18 protein-coding genes are annotated in these 14,871 nt (G+C 35.1%); 3 read left to right on the plus strand and 15 right to left on the minus strand.

The features are described 5' to 3' along the window. Position 1 precedes the first annotated feature (1 nt). The 9 genes from moaCB to ACKC83_RS08930 all read right to left on the minus strand — a co-directional run bounded on the left by moaCB (position 2) and on the right by ACKC83_RS08930 (position 5,899). Complete coding sequence (gene moaCB / locus ACKC83_RS08890; RefSeq protein ID WP_434035242.1) at positions 2–907, minus strand: bifunctional molybdenum cofactor biosynthesis protein MoaC/MoaB; 906 nt, start codon at positions 905–907, stop codon at positions 2–4. A gap of 1 nt (position 908) precedes the next feature. Beyond that, a complete protein-coding gene (locus ACKC83_RS08895; RefSeq protein ID WP_414036060.1) occupies positions 909–1,346 on the minus strand; it encodes a molybdenum cofactor biosynthesis protein MoaE in 438 nt (145 codons plus the stop codon). Between the two features lie 90 nt (positions 1,347–1,436). After that, a complete protein-coding gene (locus tag ACKC83_RS08900) occupies positions 1,437–1,673 on the minus strand; it encodes a MoaD/ThiS family protein (RefSeq protein ID WP_414036059.1) in 237 nt (78 codons plus the stop codon). Positions 1,674–1,677: 4 nt separating this feature from the next. Continuing rightward, complete coding sequence (locus ACKC83_RS08905) at positions 1,678–2,262, minus strand: precorrin-2 dehydrogenase/sirohydrochlorin ferrochelatase family protein (RefSeq protein WP_434035243.1); 585 nt, start codon at positions 2,260–2,262, stop codon at positions 1,678–1,680. Between the two features lies 1 nt (position 2,263). After that, a complete protein-coding gene (cobA, locus tag ACKC83_RS08910) occupies positions 2,264–3,073 on the minus strand; it encodes a uroporphyrinogen-III C-methyltransferase (RefSeq protein ID WP_414036057.1) in 810 nt (269 codons plus the stop codon). Next, on the minus strand, positions 3,070–3,654 hold the full coding sequence (locus ACKC83_RS08915; protein ID WP_434035244.1) for a molybdenum cofactor guanylyltransferase: 585 nt from the start codon (positions 3,652–3,654) through the stop codon (positions 3,070–3,072). The genes cobA and ACKC83_RS08915 overlap by 4 nt, the downstream gene beginning before the upstream one ends. Further along, on the minus strand, positions 3,654–4,400 hold the full coding sequence (locus ACKC83_RS08920; protein WP_434035245.1) for a sulfite exporter TauE/SafE family protein: 747 nt from the start codon (positions 4,398–4,400) through the stop codon (positions 3,654–3,656). Before ACKC83_RS08920 ends, ACKC83_RS08915 begins: the two co-directional genes overlap by 1 nt. Then, complete coding sequence (locus tag ACKC83_RS08925) at positions 4,387–4,725, minus strand: winged helix-turn-helix domain-containing protein (RefSeq protein ID WP_414036054.1); 339 nt, start codon at positions 4,723–4,725, stop codon at positions 4,387–4,389. Before ACKC83_RS08925 ends, ACKC83_RS08920 begins: the two co-directional genes overlap by 14 nt. Continuing rightward, positions 4,715–5,899 (minus strand): molybdopterin molybdotransferase MoeA, encoded by a 1,185-nt coding sequence (locus tag ACKC83_RS08930; protein WP_434035246.1) that lies wholly within the window; start codon positions 5,897–5,899, stop codon positions 4,715–4,717. The genes ACKC83_RS08925 and ACKC83_RS08930 overlap by 11 nt, the downstream gene beginning before the upstream one ends. A 222-nt stretch (positions 5,900–6,121) precedes the next feature. Here ACKC83_RS08930 and ACKC83_RS08935 point away from each other — a divergent pair, with 222 nt between their 5' ends. Both ACKC83_RS08935 and ACKC83_RS08940 read left to right on the plus strand, forming a co-directional pair. Further along, complete coding sequence (locus tag ACKC83_RS08935) at positions 6,122–7,336, plus strand: metallophosphoesterase (protein ID WP_434035247.1); 1,215 nt, start codon at positions 6,122–6,124, stop codon at positions 7,334–7,336. A 72-nt stretch (positions 7,337–7,408) separates the two neighbouring features. Continuing rightward, the gene (locus ACKC83_RS08940; RefSeq protein ID WP_434035248.1) at positions 7,409–7,810 is read left to right on the plus strand and encodes a hypothetical protein; all 402 of its coding nucleotides are present in this window, start codon (positions 7,409–7,411) and stop codon (positions 7,808–7,810) included. 126 nt (positions 7,811–7,936) lie between these two features. Here ACKC83_RS08940 and ACKC83_RS08945 read toward each other — a convergent pair whose 3' ends face one another. From ACKC83_RS08945 to ACKC83_RS08970, 6 genes are all read right to left on the minus strand, one after another. Further along, positions 7,937–8,335, minus strand: coding sequence for a hypothetical protein (locus ACKC83_RS08945; protein WP_434035249.1), 399 nt, complete (start codon positions 8,333–8,335; stop codon positions 7,937–7,939). Positions 8,336–8,609: 274 nt separating this feature from the next. After that, on the minus strand, positions 8,610–9,077 hold the full coding sequence (locus ACKC83_RS08950) for a PEGA domain-containing protein (RefSeq protein WP_434035250.1): 468 nt from the start codon (positions 9,075–9,077) through the stop codon (positions 8,610–8,612). Between the two features lie 427 nt (positions 9,078–9,504). Next, positions 9,505–11,589 carry an AAA family ATPase gene (locus ACKC83_RS08955; protein ID WP_434035251.1) on the minus strand — a complete coding sequence of 695 codons (2,085 nt, stop codon included), beginning with the start codon at positions 11,587–11,589 and terminating at the stop codon, positions 9,505–9,507. 275 nt (positions 11,590–11,864) lie between these two features. Then, positions 11,865–12,560 carry a purine-nucleoside phosphorylase gene (gene deoD / locus ACKC83_RS08960; protein ID WP_434035252.1) on the minus strand — a complete coding sequence of 232 codons (696 nt, stop codon included), beginning with the start codon at positions 12,558–12,560 and terminating at the stop codon, positions 11,865–11,867. 40 nt (positions 12,561–12,600) lie between these two features. After that, positions 12,601–13,257, minus strand: coding sequence for a deoxyribose-phosphate aldolase (gene deoC, locus ACKC83_RS08965; RefSeq protein WP_434035253.1), 657 nt, complete (start codon positions 13,255–13,257; stop codon positions 12,601–12,603). A 165-nt stretch (positions 13,258–13,422) separates the two neighbouring features. Continuing rightward, a complete protein-coding gene (locus ACKC83_RS08970; protein WP_434035254.1) occupies positions 13,423–14,103 on the minus strand; it encodes a YiiX/YebB-like N1pC/P60 family cysteine hydrolase in 681 nt (226 codons plus the stop codon). 103 nt (positions 14,104–14,206) lie between these two features. Between ACKC83_RS08970 and ACKC83_RS08975 the strand changes: the two genes are divergently transcribed. Next, on the plus strand, positions 14,207–14,722 hold the full coding sequence (locus tag ACKC83_RS08975) for an adenine phosphoribosyltransferase (RefSeq protein WP_434035255.1): 516 nt from the start codon (positions 14,207–14,209) through the stop codon (positions 14,720–14,722). The last annotated feature ends 149 nt before the right edge of the window (positions 14,723–14,871 follow it).

Here is a 14,871-nt window from a genome sequence, read left to right on the forward strand (position 1 = left end):
TTTAATGTTGCTGACCTCTTAAAATTTTAAATACATGAAGCACGTGCGGAAACACAGCATCCATAGATTCTTTAGCACCGTTTGTAGAGCCTGGTAAAGCTAAAACTAAGCAGTTTCCAATAGTTCCTGCAATACTTCTAGATAGCATGGCGTAAGGCATACGATCCTGACCGTAGCTTCTAATGGCTTCCTCGATACCTGGAATACGGCGTTCTAAAATAGGTTCTAAAGCTTCGGGGGTGACATCGCGATATGATAATCCTGTACCTCCAGTAAAGATGATGAGGTTATTGGTTTCAGAAAGGGTTAATGCTTTTGCTCGTATCAAATCAATTTCATCAGGAATAACGTCGTAGTTCTTAATCTTTACCGCGTTTGCTTCTAGTTTTTCAATAATCGCTTTTCCTGCAAAATCTTCTTTTTTGCCTTCAGAAATAGAATCGGAACACACAATTACACTCGCATTTAATGTTGAAATTTGTTTATTCGGGTAACTGCTTTTTCCGCCTTTTTTCTCGACTAATTTAATGGTGCCAATTTCAATCTGTTTGTCTATAGGTTTCAACATATCGTACATGGTTAAGGCAACTACCGATGCACCGTGCATAGCTTCTACCTCAACACCGGTTTTATAAACGGTTTTCACATTGAAAATAATATGGATTTCCAAGTCTTCAATGCGATAGGCTACCGAAGTAAATTCAATAGGCAAGGGGTGACAATCAGGAATAACGGTATGTGTATTTTTAACAGCGAATAATCCTGCCGTTTTTGCCATTTCTAAAACGTTCCCTTTTGGGACTAAGTTTTTCTGAATAGCTTCAATGGTTTCTGGTTTATTAACTTTTACAATGGCAGTAGCCGTTGCGGTGCGTAACGTGTTTATTTTGTGGGTAATGTCTACCATGTTATTTGATGTTGGTTTTCCATTGGTGGGTGTCGTCTTCAAAGATTTCTTTACCAAAAATGGGCACTTTCTTTTTTATAATATTTACAAGATATTCGGTTGCCGCATAGACTTCTTTACTGTGCTTCGCGGACACAAAAACAAAGAAGCAGATTTCTCCAGCGTTGATTTTTCCAAGACTGTGATAAATGTGCATACAGGTTAAATCGAACGTTTTAAATGCCTTTTCTCGAATCTCTGCAATCTGCTCTAAAGCCATCTCTTCGTAGGCTGTAAAATCTATTGCAGCTACCGTTTTGCCGTCTATCTGGTCTGCGCGAACCTGACCTAAAAATATATTGTGTCCGCCAATCGTGTGTTTACTTTGGTGTTTTGCAATGGAGTCGGAAATAAAGCTAGGTGAAATAGCACCGTTTATAAATACATTGTTCTTTTTCATGAGTTAACTGTTATAAATAGTCCGTATTAAAATGGGTAATCAAACATTCCGCTAAAGGTGTTTTAGCAGTTCTTTAGGCATAATCTAATTTTATCCGCCAGCAAATGGAGGTAATAACGCGATTTCGTCTTGAAACTGAAGCGTGATATCTTCGGAATCTTGAACTAATTTCTGATTTAAAGCCACATTAAAAGATTCGGGAGTAAACTGATATTTTACATTTAAATCTTCTAGTAATTCAGATAGTTTCACGGCTTTAGAGTCGTATTGTTCTTCGTTACATTGCGTGTGTTCGGCAAGCATGCCAAAATATTTTATAGTAATCATTTGCCTATTCTTTTTTAGAAACTAGTCCTTCCGTGATTTTGTTCATCTCGTCTACTTTATTCTGAAAATCTCCTTTTAAAGTTTTTCTGTAGACGTTTAAATTCTGTACCATTTCGGTAATATTTTCAGGAATGATTTCCTCAAAAAGCTGACGTAAACGTTTGGCTGTAGTTGGCGATTTTCCGTTTGTTGAAATCGCTATTTTTACATGTCCTTTAGTGACCACGCCTCCTAAATAGAAATCGCATTGGTCTGGTGTATCGGCAATATTTACAAGTAAATGTTTTGCTTTGGCGTCTTTATTGATTTGTAAATTTACATCTAAATTATCTGTGCATCCAATGACAAAATGCCGATTTTCCAAATCTGAAATATCATAGGCTTTTTGGATTAAATTCACATTAGGGTGCTGATTTGCTAAGGTTTTTAGTTCCTCTAAAAAATCGATAGATATTACATCTACAACCGCGTTTGGGCTCGATTTTAATAAGAAACTTAATTTCTCTAAACCTACATTTCCGCCTCCAACAATAAGGACGTCCAATTGGTTAACTTTTAAAAATATAGGGTATAATTCGTTGCGTTCCATATTATGCTGTTATAGGTTCTATGTCTAAATTTTGATATATAAAATCGTCTTCCATAAATTGCTCGTTATAATACGTCAGTAAACTTTTATGACCGTTTACAACCTCTCCAATAATGATAATTGCAGGAGACGATAATTGTTTTTCTTGTACTAAATCTACGATGGTATCAATGGTTCCAATCGCTTGCTGTGCTTCTTTTTTTGTGCCGTTCTGAATAATCGCTACAGGCATATCGCCGCGGTTATTCAATTTATAAATAGCTGCAATTTCCGAGAGTTTAGACATGCCCATTAAAATAATGACAGTCGCTGTAGATTGTGCGGCTAACTTAACATCGTTGGACAAAGCACGGCTAGATGTTGTACCCGTAATTACCCAAAAACTTTCAGATATCGTACGTTGTGTAACAGGGATTCCTACAGATGCAGGAACGGCAATTGCTGAAGTAATTCCAGGAATAATGGCTGTCTTAATCCCGAAACGTTCTAGGTAATCGGTTTCTTCTTTTCCACGACCAAATACAAACGGATCGCCACCTTTAAGCCTTACAATCTTTCCGTATTTCTTAGCATAGCTCACTAACAAATCGTTAATCTGATCTTGGGTGTAACTGTGGTTGCCTTTGCGCTTTCCAATATATAATTTCACGGCATTAGGCGCGTGATCTAAAATGTCTTCATTTACCAACGCATCGTATAACACGGCTTTGGCTTTTTTTAGCGCTTTTACGGCCTTTAATGTGAGTAAATCAGGATCTCCAGGGCCCGCGCCAACAAGCGTTACTTTAGGTTGAATGTCTGTGTTTTTCATGGTCTACTTTGTATTAAGGTTCGTAATTCGTCTTTGGTGTTTATGTTGTAAAGGGCGTCAAAATCTCTCGAAGCTACTTGTATGCGGTGATAGGTTGAGGCTTGAATTAAACTCATGAGTTTTAAATGATCTTGCCTGATCGCGTCTTCAAACTTCTGAAGATTGTTTACACTATACATGCCAATTAATGGGTAATCTCTCGTGCTATCACTTACAAATGCTATGTTGGAATTTATCACTTTTGATTGGATTAAATAGCGCTTTAAAATGTGTGTCGATATCATTGGGATATCGCAACTTAATATTAAATTCTGTTGGGTTTCTGTATGTTTTAAAGCGGTATATATGCCACCTACAGGCCCTTTGTTTTTATAAATATCTGCTAGTAATGGATAATTATAAATGCTGTAATCTGTGTTTTCTGTAATGAGGTATATCCGATTAGAAATGGGTTTTACCGCCTCTAAAATCCATTCTATAAATGGCTTGTCTTTAAACACAATCAAGCCTTTCTCTGTTTGCATTCTAGAGCTTTTTCCTCCGCAAAGAATATAGATCGATATGTGTTTTTGTGTCTGCATTAAAACAAGAATAATTTAAACGATGCCAATATTAAAACAAACGATAACATATACGTCAGTTTTACATTCGATAACTTCTGACTCCCATAATAAGCGCCCATGCTACCTCCAATTAAAGCAAAAGGAATAAGATAGAAGGATTCTGTAGGGAAACTGTTATGTTTTAATAAAAAGCCAATAATACCAGCAATGGAGTTTACAAATATAAATAGGGCAGAAACCGCTGCCGATTCCTTTGTGTTTCCCCAAGCCAATAGTAAAATTATCGGACTCAATATAATACCGCCACCAATACCAATCATGCCAGAGAATAGTCCAATACCACAACCAATAACTAAGGCTAACGGAATCTGTACTGCTTTTTTATAGTCTTGTTCTTTACCAAAAACGCCTAAAATTCTCAAGACGGCAATCACTAAAAACACACCTAGAATTTGTTTGTATAAGGTGGTGTTTATGGTGAGATAGCCTCCAAGAAAAGCGGCAGGTATAGAGGTTATTGCAAACGGATAAAATAGTTTCCAATTAAAATGTTTATTCTTTTTAAAGAACCAAAATGAGATTCCACTCACAAAAATATTCAGCAATAAAGCTGTAGGTTTAATCACTAAAATAGGAAACGAAAATAATGCCATTAATGCCAAATAGCCACTCGCACCACCATGACCAACCGAAGCATACAAAAACGATATGCATACCAGAATCAGGGCGAATATTATAAATATGTTGGTACTAAGAAATTCCATTTGTTAGTGGCTTGTATTCGTCGTTTAAAAATGTTTCACATTTGCTGTTTAACTGTTCAAATTGGGTGATAAGTTTTTTGCCATAAGGCGTGAGCTTGGAACTACCACCAGATTTACCGCCTATAGATTTTACCAGTAAAGGTTCTTCGGCTAATTGTTCCATGTCGTTTAGTAAGTTCCAGGCCTTTTTATAGGACATCTTAAGGGCTTTGGCCGCGGCGGTTATGGAGTGCTCAGAATCTACTTTTTTAAGAAGTTCTATCTTGCCATAACCTATAAACGGTTTCCCGTCTTTTTCTATCCAAATACGACTTTTAATTTCCATAACACTCTAAATTTATACAGCTTACTAGATCTTGTTTCTTAATGGTTTCTACATGTTCCGCTACCATTAACAAGACGTTACTGCTTGCGAAGGTGTTAAGCATAGAGGACTGCTGACTGGGTAAAACACTAACGATACCGTCTTGTAAGCTGGCTTTTAAAAACAACGTCTTTCCTGAGTTGTTTTTAAAGTCTGTGTCACTCTTAGCTTGAATTCGAGGTAAATGATAATCTGAATATCCAGAGCATTTCTTAAGCAATGGAAGCACATAAACATAAAAACAGCTTAGTGCCGACGCTGGATTGCCGGGAAGCGCAAATACAAATTGCTGATCTTTTTTTCCAAACCATAGAGGCTTTCCTGGCTTTTGGTTAATCTTATAAAATAACTCATCTACATCGTTCTTACCTAATGCCTCTTTTACAAAATCGTAATCTCCAACCGAAATCCCTCCAGAAATTAAAAGCACGTCACTGTGTTCTAATGCGCGTTTTATATTCTTTTTCGTAGCTTTTAAAGTGTCTTTAGCGTAAAACACTTTAACTTGTGTAAGTCCAAAACGCTGTAAGGCCATTTTTAACATTACGGCATTACTTTCGTAAATAGCGCCTTCTTTTAAAGGTTTGCCTTGCTTTTGTAATTCGTTTCCCGTTACTAAAATCGAAACTTTTGGTGTTTTAAAAACGGCTACTCTTTGTATGCCGAGACCTGCCAGAAAACCTATTGCGGCTTCATTTAATTTTAGACCTTTTGTTAATACCAAATCTCCAGTACTTACTTGTTCACCTACAGGTCTTACATTGCTACCTTTATTAGGCATCTTTGTAATAGTTATGCTATTGTCTCGTTTGGTAACGTGTTCTTGCATAACCACCGTGTCGGCATCATCTGGGACTTTAGCTCCGGTAAAAATACGTACGGCTTCAAGTGGATGTATTGCTATGTGTTTTGCATCGCCAGCCTTAGATTCTTCCGTTACGGTATAAGTCGTGCTGTCACTCCACTTTAGTGCATAACCATCCATAGCCGATTGTCTAAACGATGGCATATTTATAGGTGCAAAAATGTCCTCGGCTAAAATAAACCCTAGACTTTTAGCAATCTTCACTTTTTTAATACGTTGGGAGACTACTGTACTGTCTATTATATGTATAGCTTGTGTTACTGGGATCATGTTTTAAAAGCGTTATGTCTGGTCGAATATAACGAAATAAACCATTCAAAACACATAAACTAAGTATTTTTACGTAGTTTTTGAGTATTTGTCCTTTTTTTATTAATTATCTAAAGAAGCCTGCTTTTTATTGCAGAACTTGTTTTCGAATTACAATGAGAATGGAATGAGTTAACGTATCCCTGCACTACATTGTAATTTTAATATTTTAAAATCTGAAGTATGAAATCGTATCCGTTGTCGGTAATAATATTGCTTTGTATAGCGCTTTTACTGGTGGATGTCGCGACATTTTATTGGTTACAATCGCTAATAAAACACATTCCGGCAACAGAGATAAGGCTTGTAATAAATACCATATTCGTATTAATATCTGTGAGTTTGGTTATTACAATCCTTGTTCTTAAAGTCCGATTAGATCATGTCGATATTAAAAAGAAACAACGTATCATTTCTTCCTTTTATGGGATAACAGTGGCGTCGTTTGTACCAAAAATTATTTTTGTCATTTTTATTAGTGGGTTTGCCTTAACCAATCGTGTGTTTAGCGATACCGAGTCGGTGTATATTGTGCCCATTTTAGGTTTGGTGACTTGGATATTACCGTTTACAGCCATTTTATATGCGGTGTTTAAAGCGGTCTATCATTTTAAAACCTATCACGTTACCGTAAAACACGACGATTTGCCACAGGCTTTTAATGGCTTAAAAGTGGTGCATATATCAGATTTGCATTTGGGTAGTTTAAACTATCGCTATAATGTATTAGATAAAGCGATACAAATTATAAACAACCTAAAACCCGATGTGGTCTGTTTTACAGGCGATTTGGTAAACAATTATGCATGGGAATTAAAAGGTTGGGAGGCTTCGTTTTTAAAGCTGTCTCCAGAGATTAAGAAATACGCCGTTTTAGGAAATCACGATTATGGCGATTATAGTGTATGGCAGTCGGAAGACGACAAACAAGAAAATTTAGAGTTATTAAAACGGTTTTACAATAACGTTCATTTTAAATTATTACTGAATGAGTGGGACGTGATTAGTAAAAACAACGAAAACTTATATATAGTAGGTGTCGAGAATTGGGGTATGCCTCCTTTTAAACAGTATGGCGACCTACAGAAAAGCATTTCTGGAATAAGGCCGGCAGATTTTAAAATTTTAATGTCTCACGATCCTACACATTGGAGCGAAGAAGTAGTTAGCCAAACTAATATTGCGCTTACATTGGCAGGACATACGCATGGTATGCAAGCTGGACTTCGTATTAAGAATAAGGCGTGGAGTCCGATAAAGTATAAGTATAAGCATTGGGCGGGCTTGTATAAAGACGCTAGCCAATATTTATATGTCACTCGGGGATTAGGATGGTTGGGATTTCCTGGGCGTTTAGGCATGAGACCCGAAATTACGTTACTCACTTTAACAAAATAAGCGGATAACGATTTCAAATTATAATACTTAAAAAATAATATTAACTTATAAAAACATTAAAATATGGACATTATGGGAGTTTTAGCAGAAGACAGTAAACAATTAACGTTAATCTATAGTTCGGAAAGTTCGGTAGGTAAACAAACCTTGGCGTATGCGAATGCCGCAGACAAGAAATTATTATCTATAGATATTTCAAAAACAAGAGTAACCGGTACACAGTGGGCAGAAGTAGCATCTAAATTAGGAGTTAAGATTGGGGATTTAGTCGATCAAGATCATCCTAATTTTGTTAAAAACTTCGGAGATAAAGGAGCCATTCTTGGTTCGGAAGATTGGATTAAAATTCTTCAAAACCAACCAGAAGTTTTAAGAGGTTGTATTGTTATTAACGGAAAAGAAAGTTTAGTCATTACAAACCCATCCGATTTAGTTAAACACCTAGACGTAGAAGGAGAAGATATCGAGGACTAATCCCTACATAGATCGTGCTGCAGTTCTTTTCATAATGGCATATCAGCATTACATCATTAACAGTTACAAGCAGTGTTATCTTAGTTGCATCTAGGATAACACTGCTTTTTTATGTGTGCTCTAAATCTATGTGATTTTAACAGACAGTCCGTTTAAAAACGAATTCAACTTAGCAAGGTCTGCATCCTTGATGTAATCGGGATTTATTTTAATTTCTTTGGAATCTGACCTTAAAATGTAGTTGGTCGAATACTTTTTAATCTCCACAATGTCGTTAATATTCATCCGTTTTGGAAAAGGAGCATATTTAGAAAGCACATGATCTTCAATGGTAACATATGCCAGTTTGTGTTCTAAAAAGTACAGTCCAAATTGTAAGACTGCTAATACAAGCCAAACACAATCTACCCATCTTAAACTATAGCCCGGATTGAATATAAACTTTAGAAAAACCATAGCTAACCAAACAAAGCCATAAATAAGATTCCTGTATTGTTTCTTTTTCTTGTAAAATTTTTGAATCATGTTATGTCTTTTTTTAATTTATATTGTTTGTTAAGCACGTAATAGTTCCTGTATACTCGGCACAGTTTTAAAAATGAGTACAGAATTAAAAACGTGACTACAGCATGCGATTTTTGAAACAAACTGAATTGAAACACATCGGTCACCCCGATTATAATTAGGAATGAACTAAGAAGCCAAAGTGCGGAGAATAAGATTACAGTCTGTTTTGTAGGATATTTTATTCTCATGTATAATGTAGAAGCTATAGTGTGACGTGTTGATATGTATAAGTTTACTCAGACTTTTCTAATTGTCCAATTTGCTCAGCATTGGGATCTATTTCCATACTAACTTTTATTACTAACTTTTGGTTTTTTGTATGGTGTGTTGTTCCGGGTTTCGGACTTCCATCAAACTCTTGAGGCTTTAATTTAAAGATAGCTCCCGTTATTGGATCTACTATAAGTCCAATTAATCCGCCAAACGCAATGTTTCCAATGTACCACGCATTAAACTTTTTATCTAGCCGGGTTTCGTAAGGCTTATAACCGTCTACTTTAAGCACAATACGGTAATCTTGATTTCTTTTTAGGTTTTTCTGAACAGGTGTTTTACCTATTTCAGCACCGTTAATATAAACTATGGCAGAGTTGGGGTCCGAATTAATCTCGACTTGTTGTCGTGATCCTGAAATAATTGTGGCGCAGCTGGAAAGCAATAACACAAATAAAATTAAGGTAGATTTGTAAAGAATTTTCATTGATTTGTTTTTAATGTATTTAGGCTATTTCAGACAAAGTCTATGTCTCTATTGGCTTTGTGAGCGTATACCCTAAAACTAATACAATTTGGTGAAATTTCTTTGTAGAATAGCAGTATTTATAAGTGTTTTATATAGAGAGAATATGAGATTTCTTTATTTTGTTTTTTAGCCCTGTACTTTGGTTATTATTAGCGTTAATAGTCACTAATGCCGTCAACCTATAAATCCTGTATGGTCAATATTTAAGACAGTATCGTTATCTTGAAAGGTTTTTGTGTCTGAGTATGTATAGTCTATCTTTTTTTTGTTCATAGCTTTAAAATACAGTAAATTATAATTTAATTGTATGACTTTTTGTGGAAGACTATGAGGGGATTAGCAGGTGCTATCGCTAGTGAGGCATCTAATCGATTACCAACTGGGTTTACTCTTCATTACTTTCCATTTTATAAGCAATATCAGGAGTAGTTAATTTTTTAAGTATATCTTTAAATAAACTATAGTCATTAATATAATCCTCAAGAGTGTTATCAGCTAATGATATTTCACCAGCAATCTCTAAAGCTTTATTATCTTTTCCTTTTGCATCTATTTTATTTGCTTTTTCTGTATAATAAGATTCAATAGCTCCTTTCGGAAGAATATAAATGTTATTTAATTGCAATTCCTTTTGGAGTAAATTAAACTTAGTTAATAGTTCACTTTTTTTAGATAATTCTTCTTGAAAATTACTTTTTGAAAATCGTTCTTCTAAATAAGTTATAAATGAAATTAAACTTGGGTCATTTATCGAAATTTCTTCTTGTTTAATTTTTGAAAATAAATCCGCCAAGATATATCCATCCTTACTTGTAGAATTTTTTATAACTTCTTTTTTAATTCTTTTGAAAGAAACTGTTTTAGTAAATAATGATTTTATATAGTCTAATTTTGATAAATCTAAGCCTTTATAAATCATTAAATCTCTTAATACATCATCATAACAATCTAAGTCACCTAATATTAACCAAGGAATTTTGAATCTATCTAAAATTTTAATATAGGTTAGAAAATTACCTTTTCCATCAACACGAGCTATTGAAGCATTTTCATAATCTAATACTTGTTTTTTATCTAAAATTTTATCGAATATAGAAGGTAAGAGGTATTCTTCTCCTCCTTCAACAAGTAATACTTTATCAGAGAAAAATATTTCAGTATTTTTAGACCAGATAAAACGTATTATTTTATTTGTTTCTTCTTTTGTTAATTCTTCGTCATATGAAATTTGAGTAACTATTGTCTCATTTGTTTCAGATAGTTTATTAGCAACTATAACATTTTGAATTGGTGTGTTTTTTAAAAATTCAATAGAATGTGTACTTACAATTAATTGATTTGAATCACAATCTCCTAAATACTTTTCTAATTCAGATGAAATTACCCTTCTTGCTTGTGGGTGAAGAAATAATTCAGGTTCTTCAGTTACTAATAATGAACTACTCTTATGAAAAGTTCGACAGTATGTTGTAAAAAGAGAAATGATAATAGCACTTTGGATTCCTGATCCTTTTTTATCTAAAGGTCTATCAATACCATCATCTACATATATTTGCACATTTTTATATATATCATTTTTCTGACTAGGAAGTAACTTGAATGAAACATTTTTGTGAGATATAGCCTTCTGTAGAAGTTCTCTCAACTCAGTGGTTGAGCCATCAAATACTTTATCTGCTAAAATTTTAATTTCTTCACTTTTTTCATTAATATCTTCTTCGACAGTATCTTTTCCGTTATCCCACAAGGTTTTAATTAATTTTCCATACCAAGTATAATGAACTAGTCTTAATTCATCTTTTGGGTTTCTAAATGCTGGAATTATGGCTGTTGTTACTATTGAGTTTTTTAATTCATTTCTTAAGAAATGAGATATCCAGCATTTTCTATCGTTATCTACTATTATTATTCCATAACCTGAATTATCATTTTTTCTATCTTTACAAAAGTATACTAGTACTTTTTGAGAGTTTTCTAATAATGCTATTAGATTGGGTTTATCAAACCATTTTGTCTTTCTATTATTTTCTTCTGGAATATTCGATATTTTGTCACTAGTTTCTAATTCATCTAAGTTAGAAAAAAAAGAGTAATCAATATATCCGTTATCTTTATCTAAAACATCCTTTGGGTTATTAATAATAGAGAATGACGTTTTCTTTTTTATTTTTGTTAATTCTTCTTGGTTAAAATCTTTCCCTTCAAGTTCTGCTTGAATATAAAAATAATCAGCAACATTTTCTTTAATTTCTGCAGTATCAGGATTTACAGAACTATATGTATGGAAATCATTTTCATCATAGTCTCTATATGCAGGATTTTTATTGCCGAATAAAATATCTAATGCAGTTATAATATTCGATTTTCCACTGTTGTTTTTACCAACTATAACATTCTTGCCTCTATGTAAATTAAAATTTACAGTTTTAAGACTTTTGTAATTTTTAATATAGACATTGGATATATACATTATGTTTGTTTTTTTTGCCTTATTGGTAACTCCCGTCATACCAAAACAAACCTAAGTCCATCCCTGTATAGAAGCTTATTAAAATTAACCCACCTAAAATACCATAATTCTACCAAATCTCTTTACGGAAAGCCATAATCATGCGAATTAATTTAAAAATAGGGTGTAGGGTGCCTATATTCAAGCAATCAGAGACTTAGTAAATCTGAGTGGTGAAGAGAATAAATGCGAATACGACAGTAAAGCGCAGTGTTAAGGCACTGCGCTGAGGTCGGTTATGCCAAATCTAAGGCAATGTCTATCATGTCTTTAAATGTAGTTTCGCGTTCTTGGGCTGTGGTACGCTCACCCGTAACCAAAGAATCTGAAATGGTAAGGATAGCCAAGGCATTAACTTGGTGTTTGGCTGCTACGGTATATAAACCAGCGGCTTCCATTTCTACGCATAACACACCAAAGTCTGCCCATTGTTTATACGATTCGAAATCGTCTGCATAAAACTCGTCGCTAGACAATACATTTCCTGCTTTAATGGCAATCTGTTTGTCGTTAGCACGTGTTACTGCTTTTTGAAACAAGTCGAAGCTTGCTGTAGGGGCATAATCGGCACCATGAAAACGGGTTTTATTAATCCCAGACGAGGAGGCGGCCATGGCTAAAACTATATCTCTAATCTTTATATCTTTCTGGTAAGAGCCTGCACTACCCACACGAATTAAATTTTTAACCCCAAAATCTTTAATAAGCTCGGTAGCATAAATAGATATACTCGGGATGCCCATGCCTGTGCCCATAACCGAAATACGTTTACCTTTATAGGTTCCGGTATATCCAAACATATTTCTAACGGTGTTAAAGCACACCGGGTTTTCTAGGTAATGTTCTGCGATCCATTTGGCGCGCAAGGGGTCTCCGGGTAATAAAATAGTTTCTGCTATTGCTCCTTTTTTAGCATCGATATGTAAACTCATGGGGAATCATTTAATTAGGTAAAATAAATAGAACTGGCCGTTAGTGTTGTGCTATTTGGGCTTCGACTATAGACACGCCAGACGAGGTTCCGATACGGTCGGCACCAGCCTCGATAAATTGTAATGCCGTTTTTAAATCTCTAATGCCTCCAGAGGCTTTTACTTTAGCTTTGCCTTCGGCGGTCTTTTTCATTAGGGCTACGGCATCTAAGGTCGCACCACTTGCCGAAAAGCCTGTCGATGTTTTTATAAAATCGGCTTTTGCTTTTATACTCAGTTGCGTCGCTTTTATGATTTGGAAATCGGATAGTTCGCTAATCTCGAAAATGACTTTTAAAGGGACTTTACCCATGCAGGCTTTTACCGCTTTAATGTCTTCGTAAACCATTTCAAAATTGTTACTTTTTAACATGCCCACTTGTAGTACCATATCTATTTCTTCGGCACCTTGGTCTATGGCCATTTTGGTTTCGAAAACTTTAGTTTCGGTACTTACTGCGCCCAGAGGGAAACCCACCGTGGCACATACCTTAACGTCGCTTCCTTTTAGTAAGAGTTTGGCATAGGGTACAAAAAAGCTATTAACACACACCGAATAAAACTTGTATGTCAGGGCTTCTTCACATAGCGTTTTAATATCCTTTTTTGTTGCCGAAGACTTTAAAAGGGTGTGGTCTATGTATTTTGCGATATTCATAAGTACTGCATTTTTAAACGTTATATCAAGTAAAAATACAACACAGCCGAATGAATTAAAACTATTTCCGGGGCTAAATTAAAAAGCAGTCGGTATTTTAAGGTTGAAAACGTTTGCGTTTTAAATCGTTTATGAGGCAGGCAGAACAGTGCGCTTTACAGCAGATTACAATGCGACTTTTTTACTGGGTGTGCCATAGTGGTGCACAATATTGATATAAGACGAACGGGACATGCCTCCAGGATTTAAACCAGGCTGTCCTTCGGGAATATCGTAATCTAAATTTCTGAAATATACTTCCCAGATCGCAAAGGTCTCATTTGTTTCAGGCGATTTAAAGGTCATGGGTTGTTCCTTAAAAATAGGTTCGTTATTATTCGCCGCTTTAAAGGCTAAGTGAATTAATTCCGAACAGTAATATTTGTCGTTATCAATATCAAAATAGGGATCGTATTCTGCATTCATTTTGGTATGAATAAAGCTTATGGCTTCTGGGATGAGGTGGCTTAATTGTGGTTTTACACGGCCAACAACAACTTTTGGTTTATTAAAAGCATCTAAACTTCTATTTAAAAACGAATCAATTGGTGTTAATACGACTCCGGCAGAAACGGCTTCCATAACTTTTAAATCGCCATTAGCACTTTCCATAACCAATCCAATATGCGAAAAATTATATTGGTTTACACCCTCGGTTACCGCTTCTATAGATTCGCAAAACGGACCGCAATCTACATCTTGAAATAATAAATCTCCTTCTTGTATTGAGAATTCTGGCCTTTGTTTGCAACTGTTTATTAGGGAGATAGCTAGTAGTATGCTTAGAAGATAATACGAGTTTGTCATGAGTGTATTAGTGCCTTGCCGCAAAAGTAAGGCGTAATTCTATAAATAAGAAACAGATTACCAATCTATTCGGAAAATAAAGCACTTTTTTTATCTTCGCAGTATGAAAGCAATCGAAAGTTACATTCGCGATATAAACGATTTTCCAAAACCTGGAATCGTATTTAAAGATTTAACCCCATTATTAAATAATCCAGAGGCCACACAATTGTGTTTAAACGCATTATTGACACAAATAGATGGACAGCAGGTAGATAAAGTTGTGGGAATGGAAGCACGAGGCTTTTTCTTTGGAACACTATTGGCACAAGCGTTAAACGCAGGGTTTATTCCAGTACGTAAATCTGGGAAGCTACCCTACGAAACCATGTCTGAAACCTATGCCTTAGAATACGGAAGTGATGTTTTAGAAATCCATGTCGATGCCATTAAACCTGGCGATCGCGTGTTAATTCACGACGATGTTTTGGCAACAGGAGGGACCGCAGAAGCCGTCTGTAAACTGGTAGAACGTTTAGGTGGCGTGATTGTACAATGCAACTTTATAATGGAACTTGGATTTTTAAACGGTAAAGACAAGCTAAAACCACATGCTGTGCGTTCGGTACTTACGTATTAATTTTAGGTTGCTAGCTTCCAAATTATAGGCAAAACCCTAAAACCAAATCATTTGCTGGGGCGTTCGAGCGGCGTCGAGAACCTAAAACAAAAATTCAAAAGCCTAGAATATGCTGATTCTTTTTTTTAGCAATACAGAAAAGAAAAGAG

The organism is Formosa bonchosmolovskayae, from assembly GCF_051016085.1.
Lineage (GTDB): Bacteria > Bacteroidota > Bacteroidia > Flavobacteriales > Flavobacteriaceae > Formosa.

What these genes read in the sequence shown, in the direction of transcription:
- moaCB (WP_434035242.1), bottom strand. Translation starts at nt 907, where the DNA reads ATGGTAGACATTACCCACAAAATAAACACGTTACGCACCGCAACGGCT.
- ACKC83_RS08895 (WP_414036060.1), bottom strand. Translation starts at nt 1,346, where the DNA reads ATGAAAAAGAACAATGTATTTATAAACGGTGCTATTTCACCTAGCTTT.
- ACKC83_RS08900 (WP_414036059.1), bottom strand. Translation starts at nt 1,673, where the DNA reads ATGATTACTATAAAATATTTTGGCATGCTTGCCGAACACACGCAATGT.
- ACKC83_RS08905 (WP_434035243.1), bottom strand. Translation starts at nt 2,262, where the DNA reads ATGGAACGCAACGAATTATACCCTATATTTTTAAAAGTTAACCAATTG.
- cobA (WP_414036057.1), bottom strand. Translation starts at nt 3,073, where the DNA reads ATGAAAAACACAGACATTCAACCTAAAGTAACGCTTGTTGGCGCGGGC.
- ACKC83_RS08915 (WP_434035244.1), bottom strand. Translation starts at nt 3,654, where the DNA reads ATGCAGACACAAAAACACATATCGATCTATATTCTTTGCGGAGGAAAA.
- ACKC83_RS08920 (WP_434035245.1), bottom strand. Translation starts at nt 4,400, where the DNA reads ATGGAATTTCTTAGTACCAACATATTTATAATATTCGCCCTGATTCTG.
- ACKC83_RS08925 (WP_414036054.1), bottom strand. Translation starts at nt 4,725, where the DNA reads ATGGAAATTAAAAGTCGTATTTGGATAGAAAAAGACGGGAAACCGTTT.
- ACKC83_RS08930 (WP_434035246.1), bottom strand. Translation starts at nt 5,899, where the DNA reads ATGATCCCAGTAACACAAGCTATACATATAATAGACAGTACAGTAGTC.
- ACKC83_RS08935 (WP_434035247.1), top strand. Translation starts at nt 6,122, where the DNA reads ATGAAATCGTATCCGTTGTCGGTAATAATATTGCTTTGTATAGCGCTT.
- ACKC83_RS08940 (WP_434035248.1), top strand. Translation starts at nt 7,409, where the DNA reads ATGGGAGTTTTAGCAGAAGACAGTAAACAATTAACGTTAATCTATAGT.
- ACKC83_RS08945 (WP_434035249.1), bottom strand. Translation starts at nt 8,335, where the DNA reads ATGATTCAAAAATTTTACAAGAAAAAGAAACAATACAGGAATCTTATT.
- ACKC83_RS08950 (WP_434035250.1), bottom strand. Translation starts at nt 9,077, where the DNA reads ATGAAAATTCTTTACAAATCTACCTTAATTTTATTTGTGTTATTGCTT.
- ACKC83_RS08955 (WP_434035251.1), bottom strand. Translation starts at nt 11,589, where the DNA reads ATGTATATATCCAATGTCTATATTAAAAATTACAAAAGTCTTAAAACT.
- deoD (WP_434035252.1), bottom strand. Translation starts at nt 12,560, where the DNA reads ATGAGTTTACATATCGATGCTAAAAAAGGAGCAATAGCAGAAACTATT.
- deoC (WP_434035253.1), bottom strand. Translation starts at nt 13,257, where the DNA reads ATGAATATCGCAAAATACATAGACCACACCCTTTTAAAGTCTTCGGCA.
- ACKC83_RS08970 (WP_434035254.1), bottom strand. Translation starts at nt 14,103, where the DNA reads ATGACAAACTCGTATTATCTTCTAAGCATACTACTAGCTATCTCCCTA.
- ACKC83_RS08975 (WP_434035255.1), top strand. Translation starts at nt 14,207, where the DNA reads ATGAAAGCAATCGAAAGTTACATTCGCGATATAAACGATTTTCCAAAA.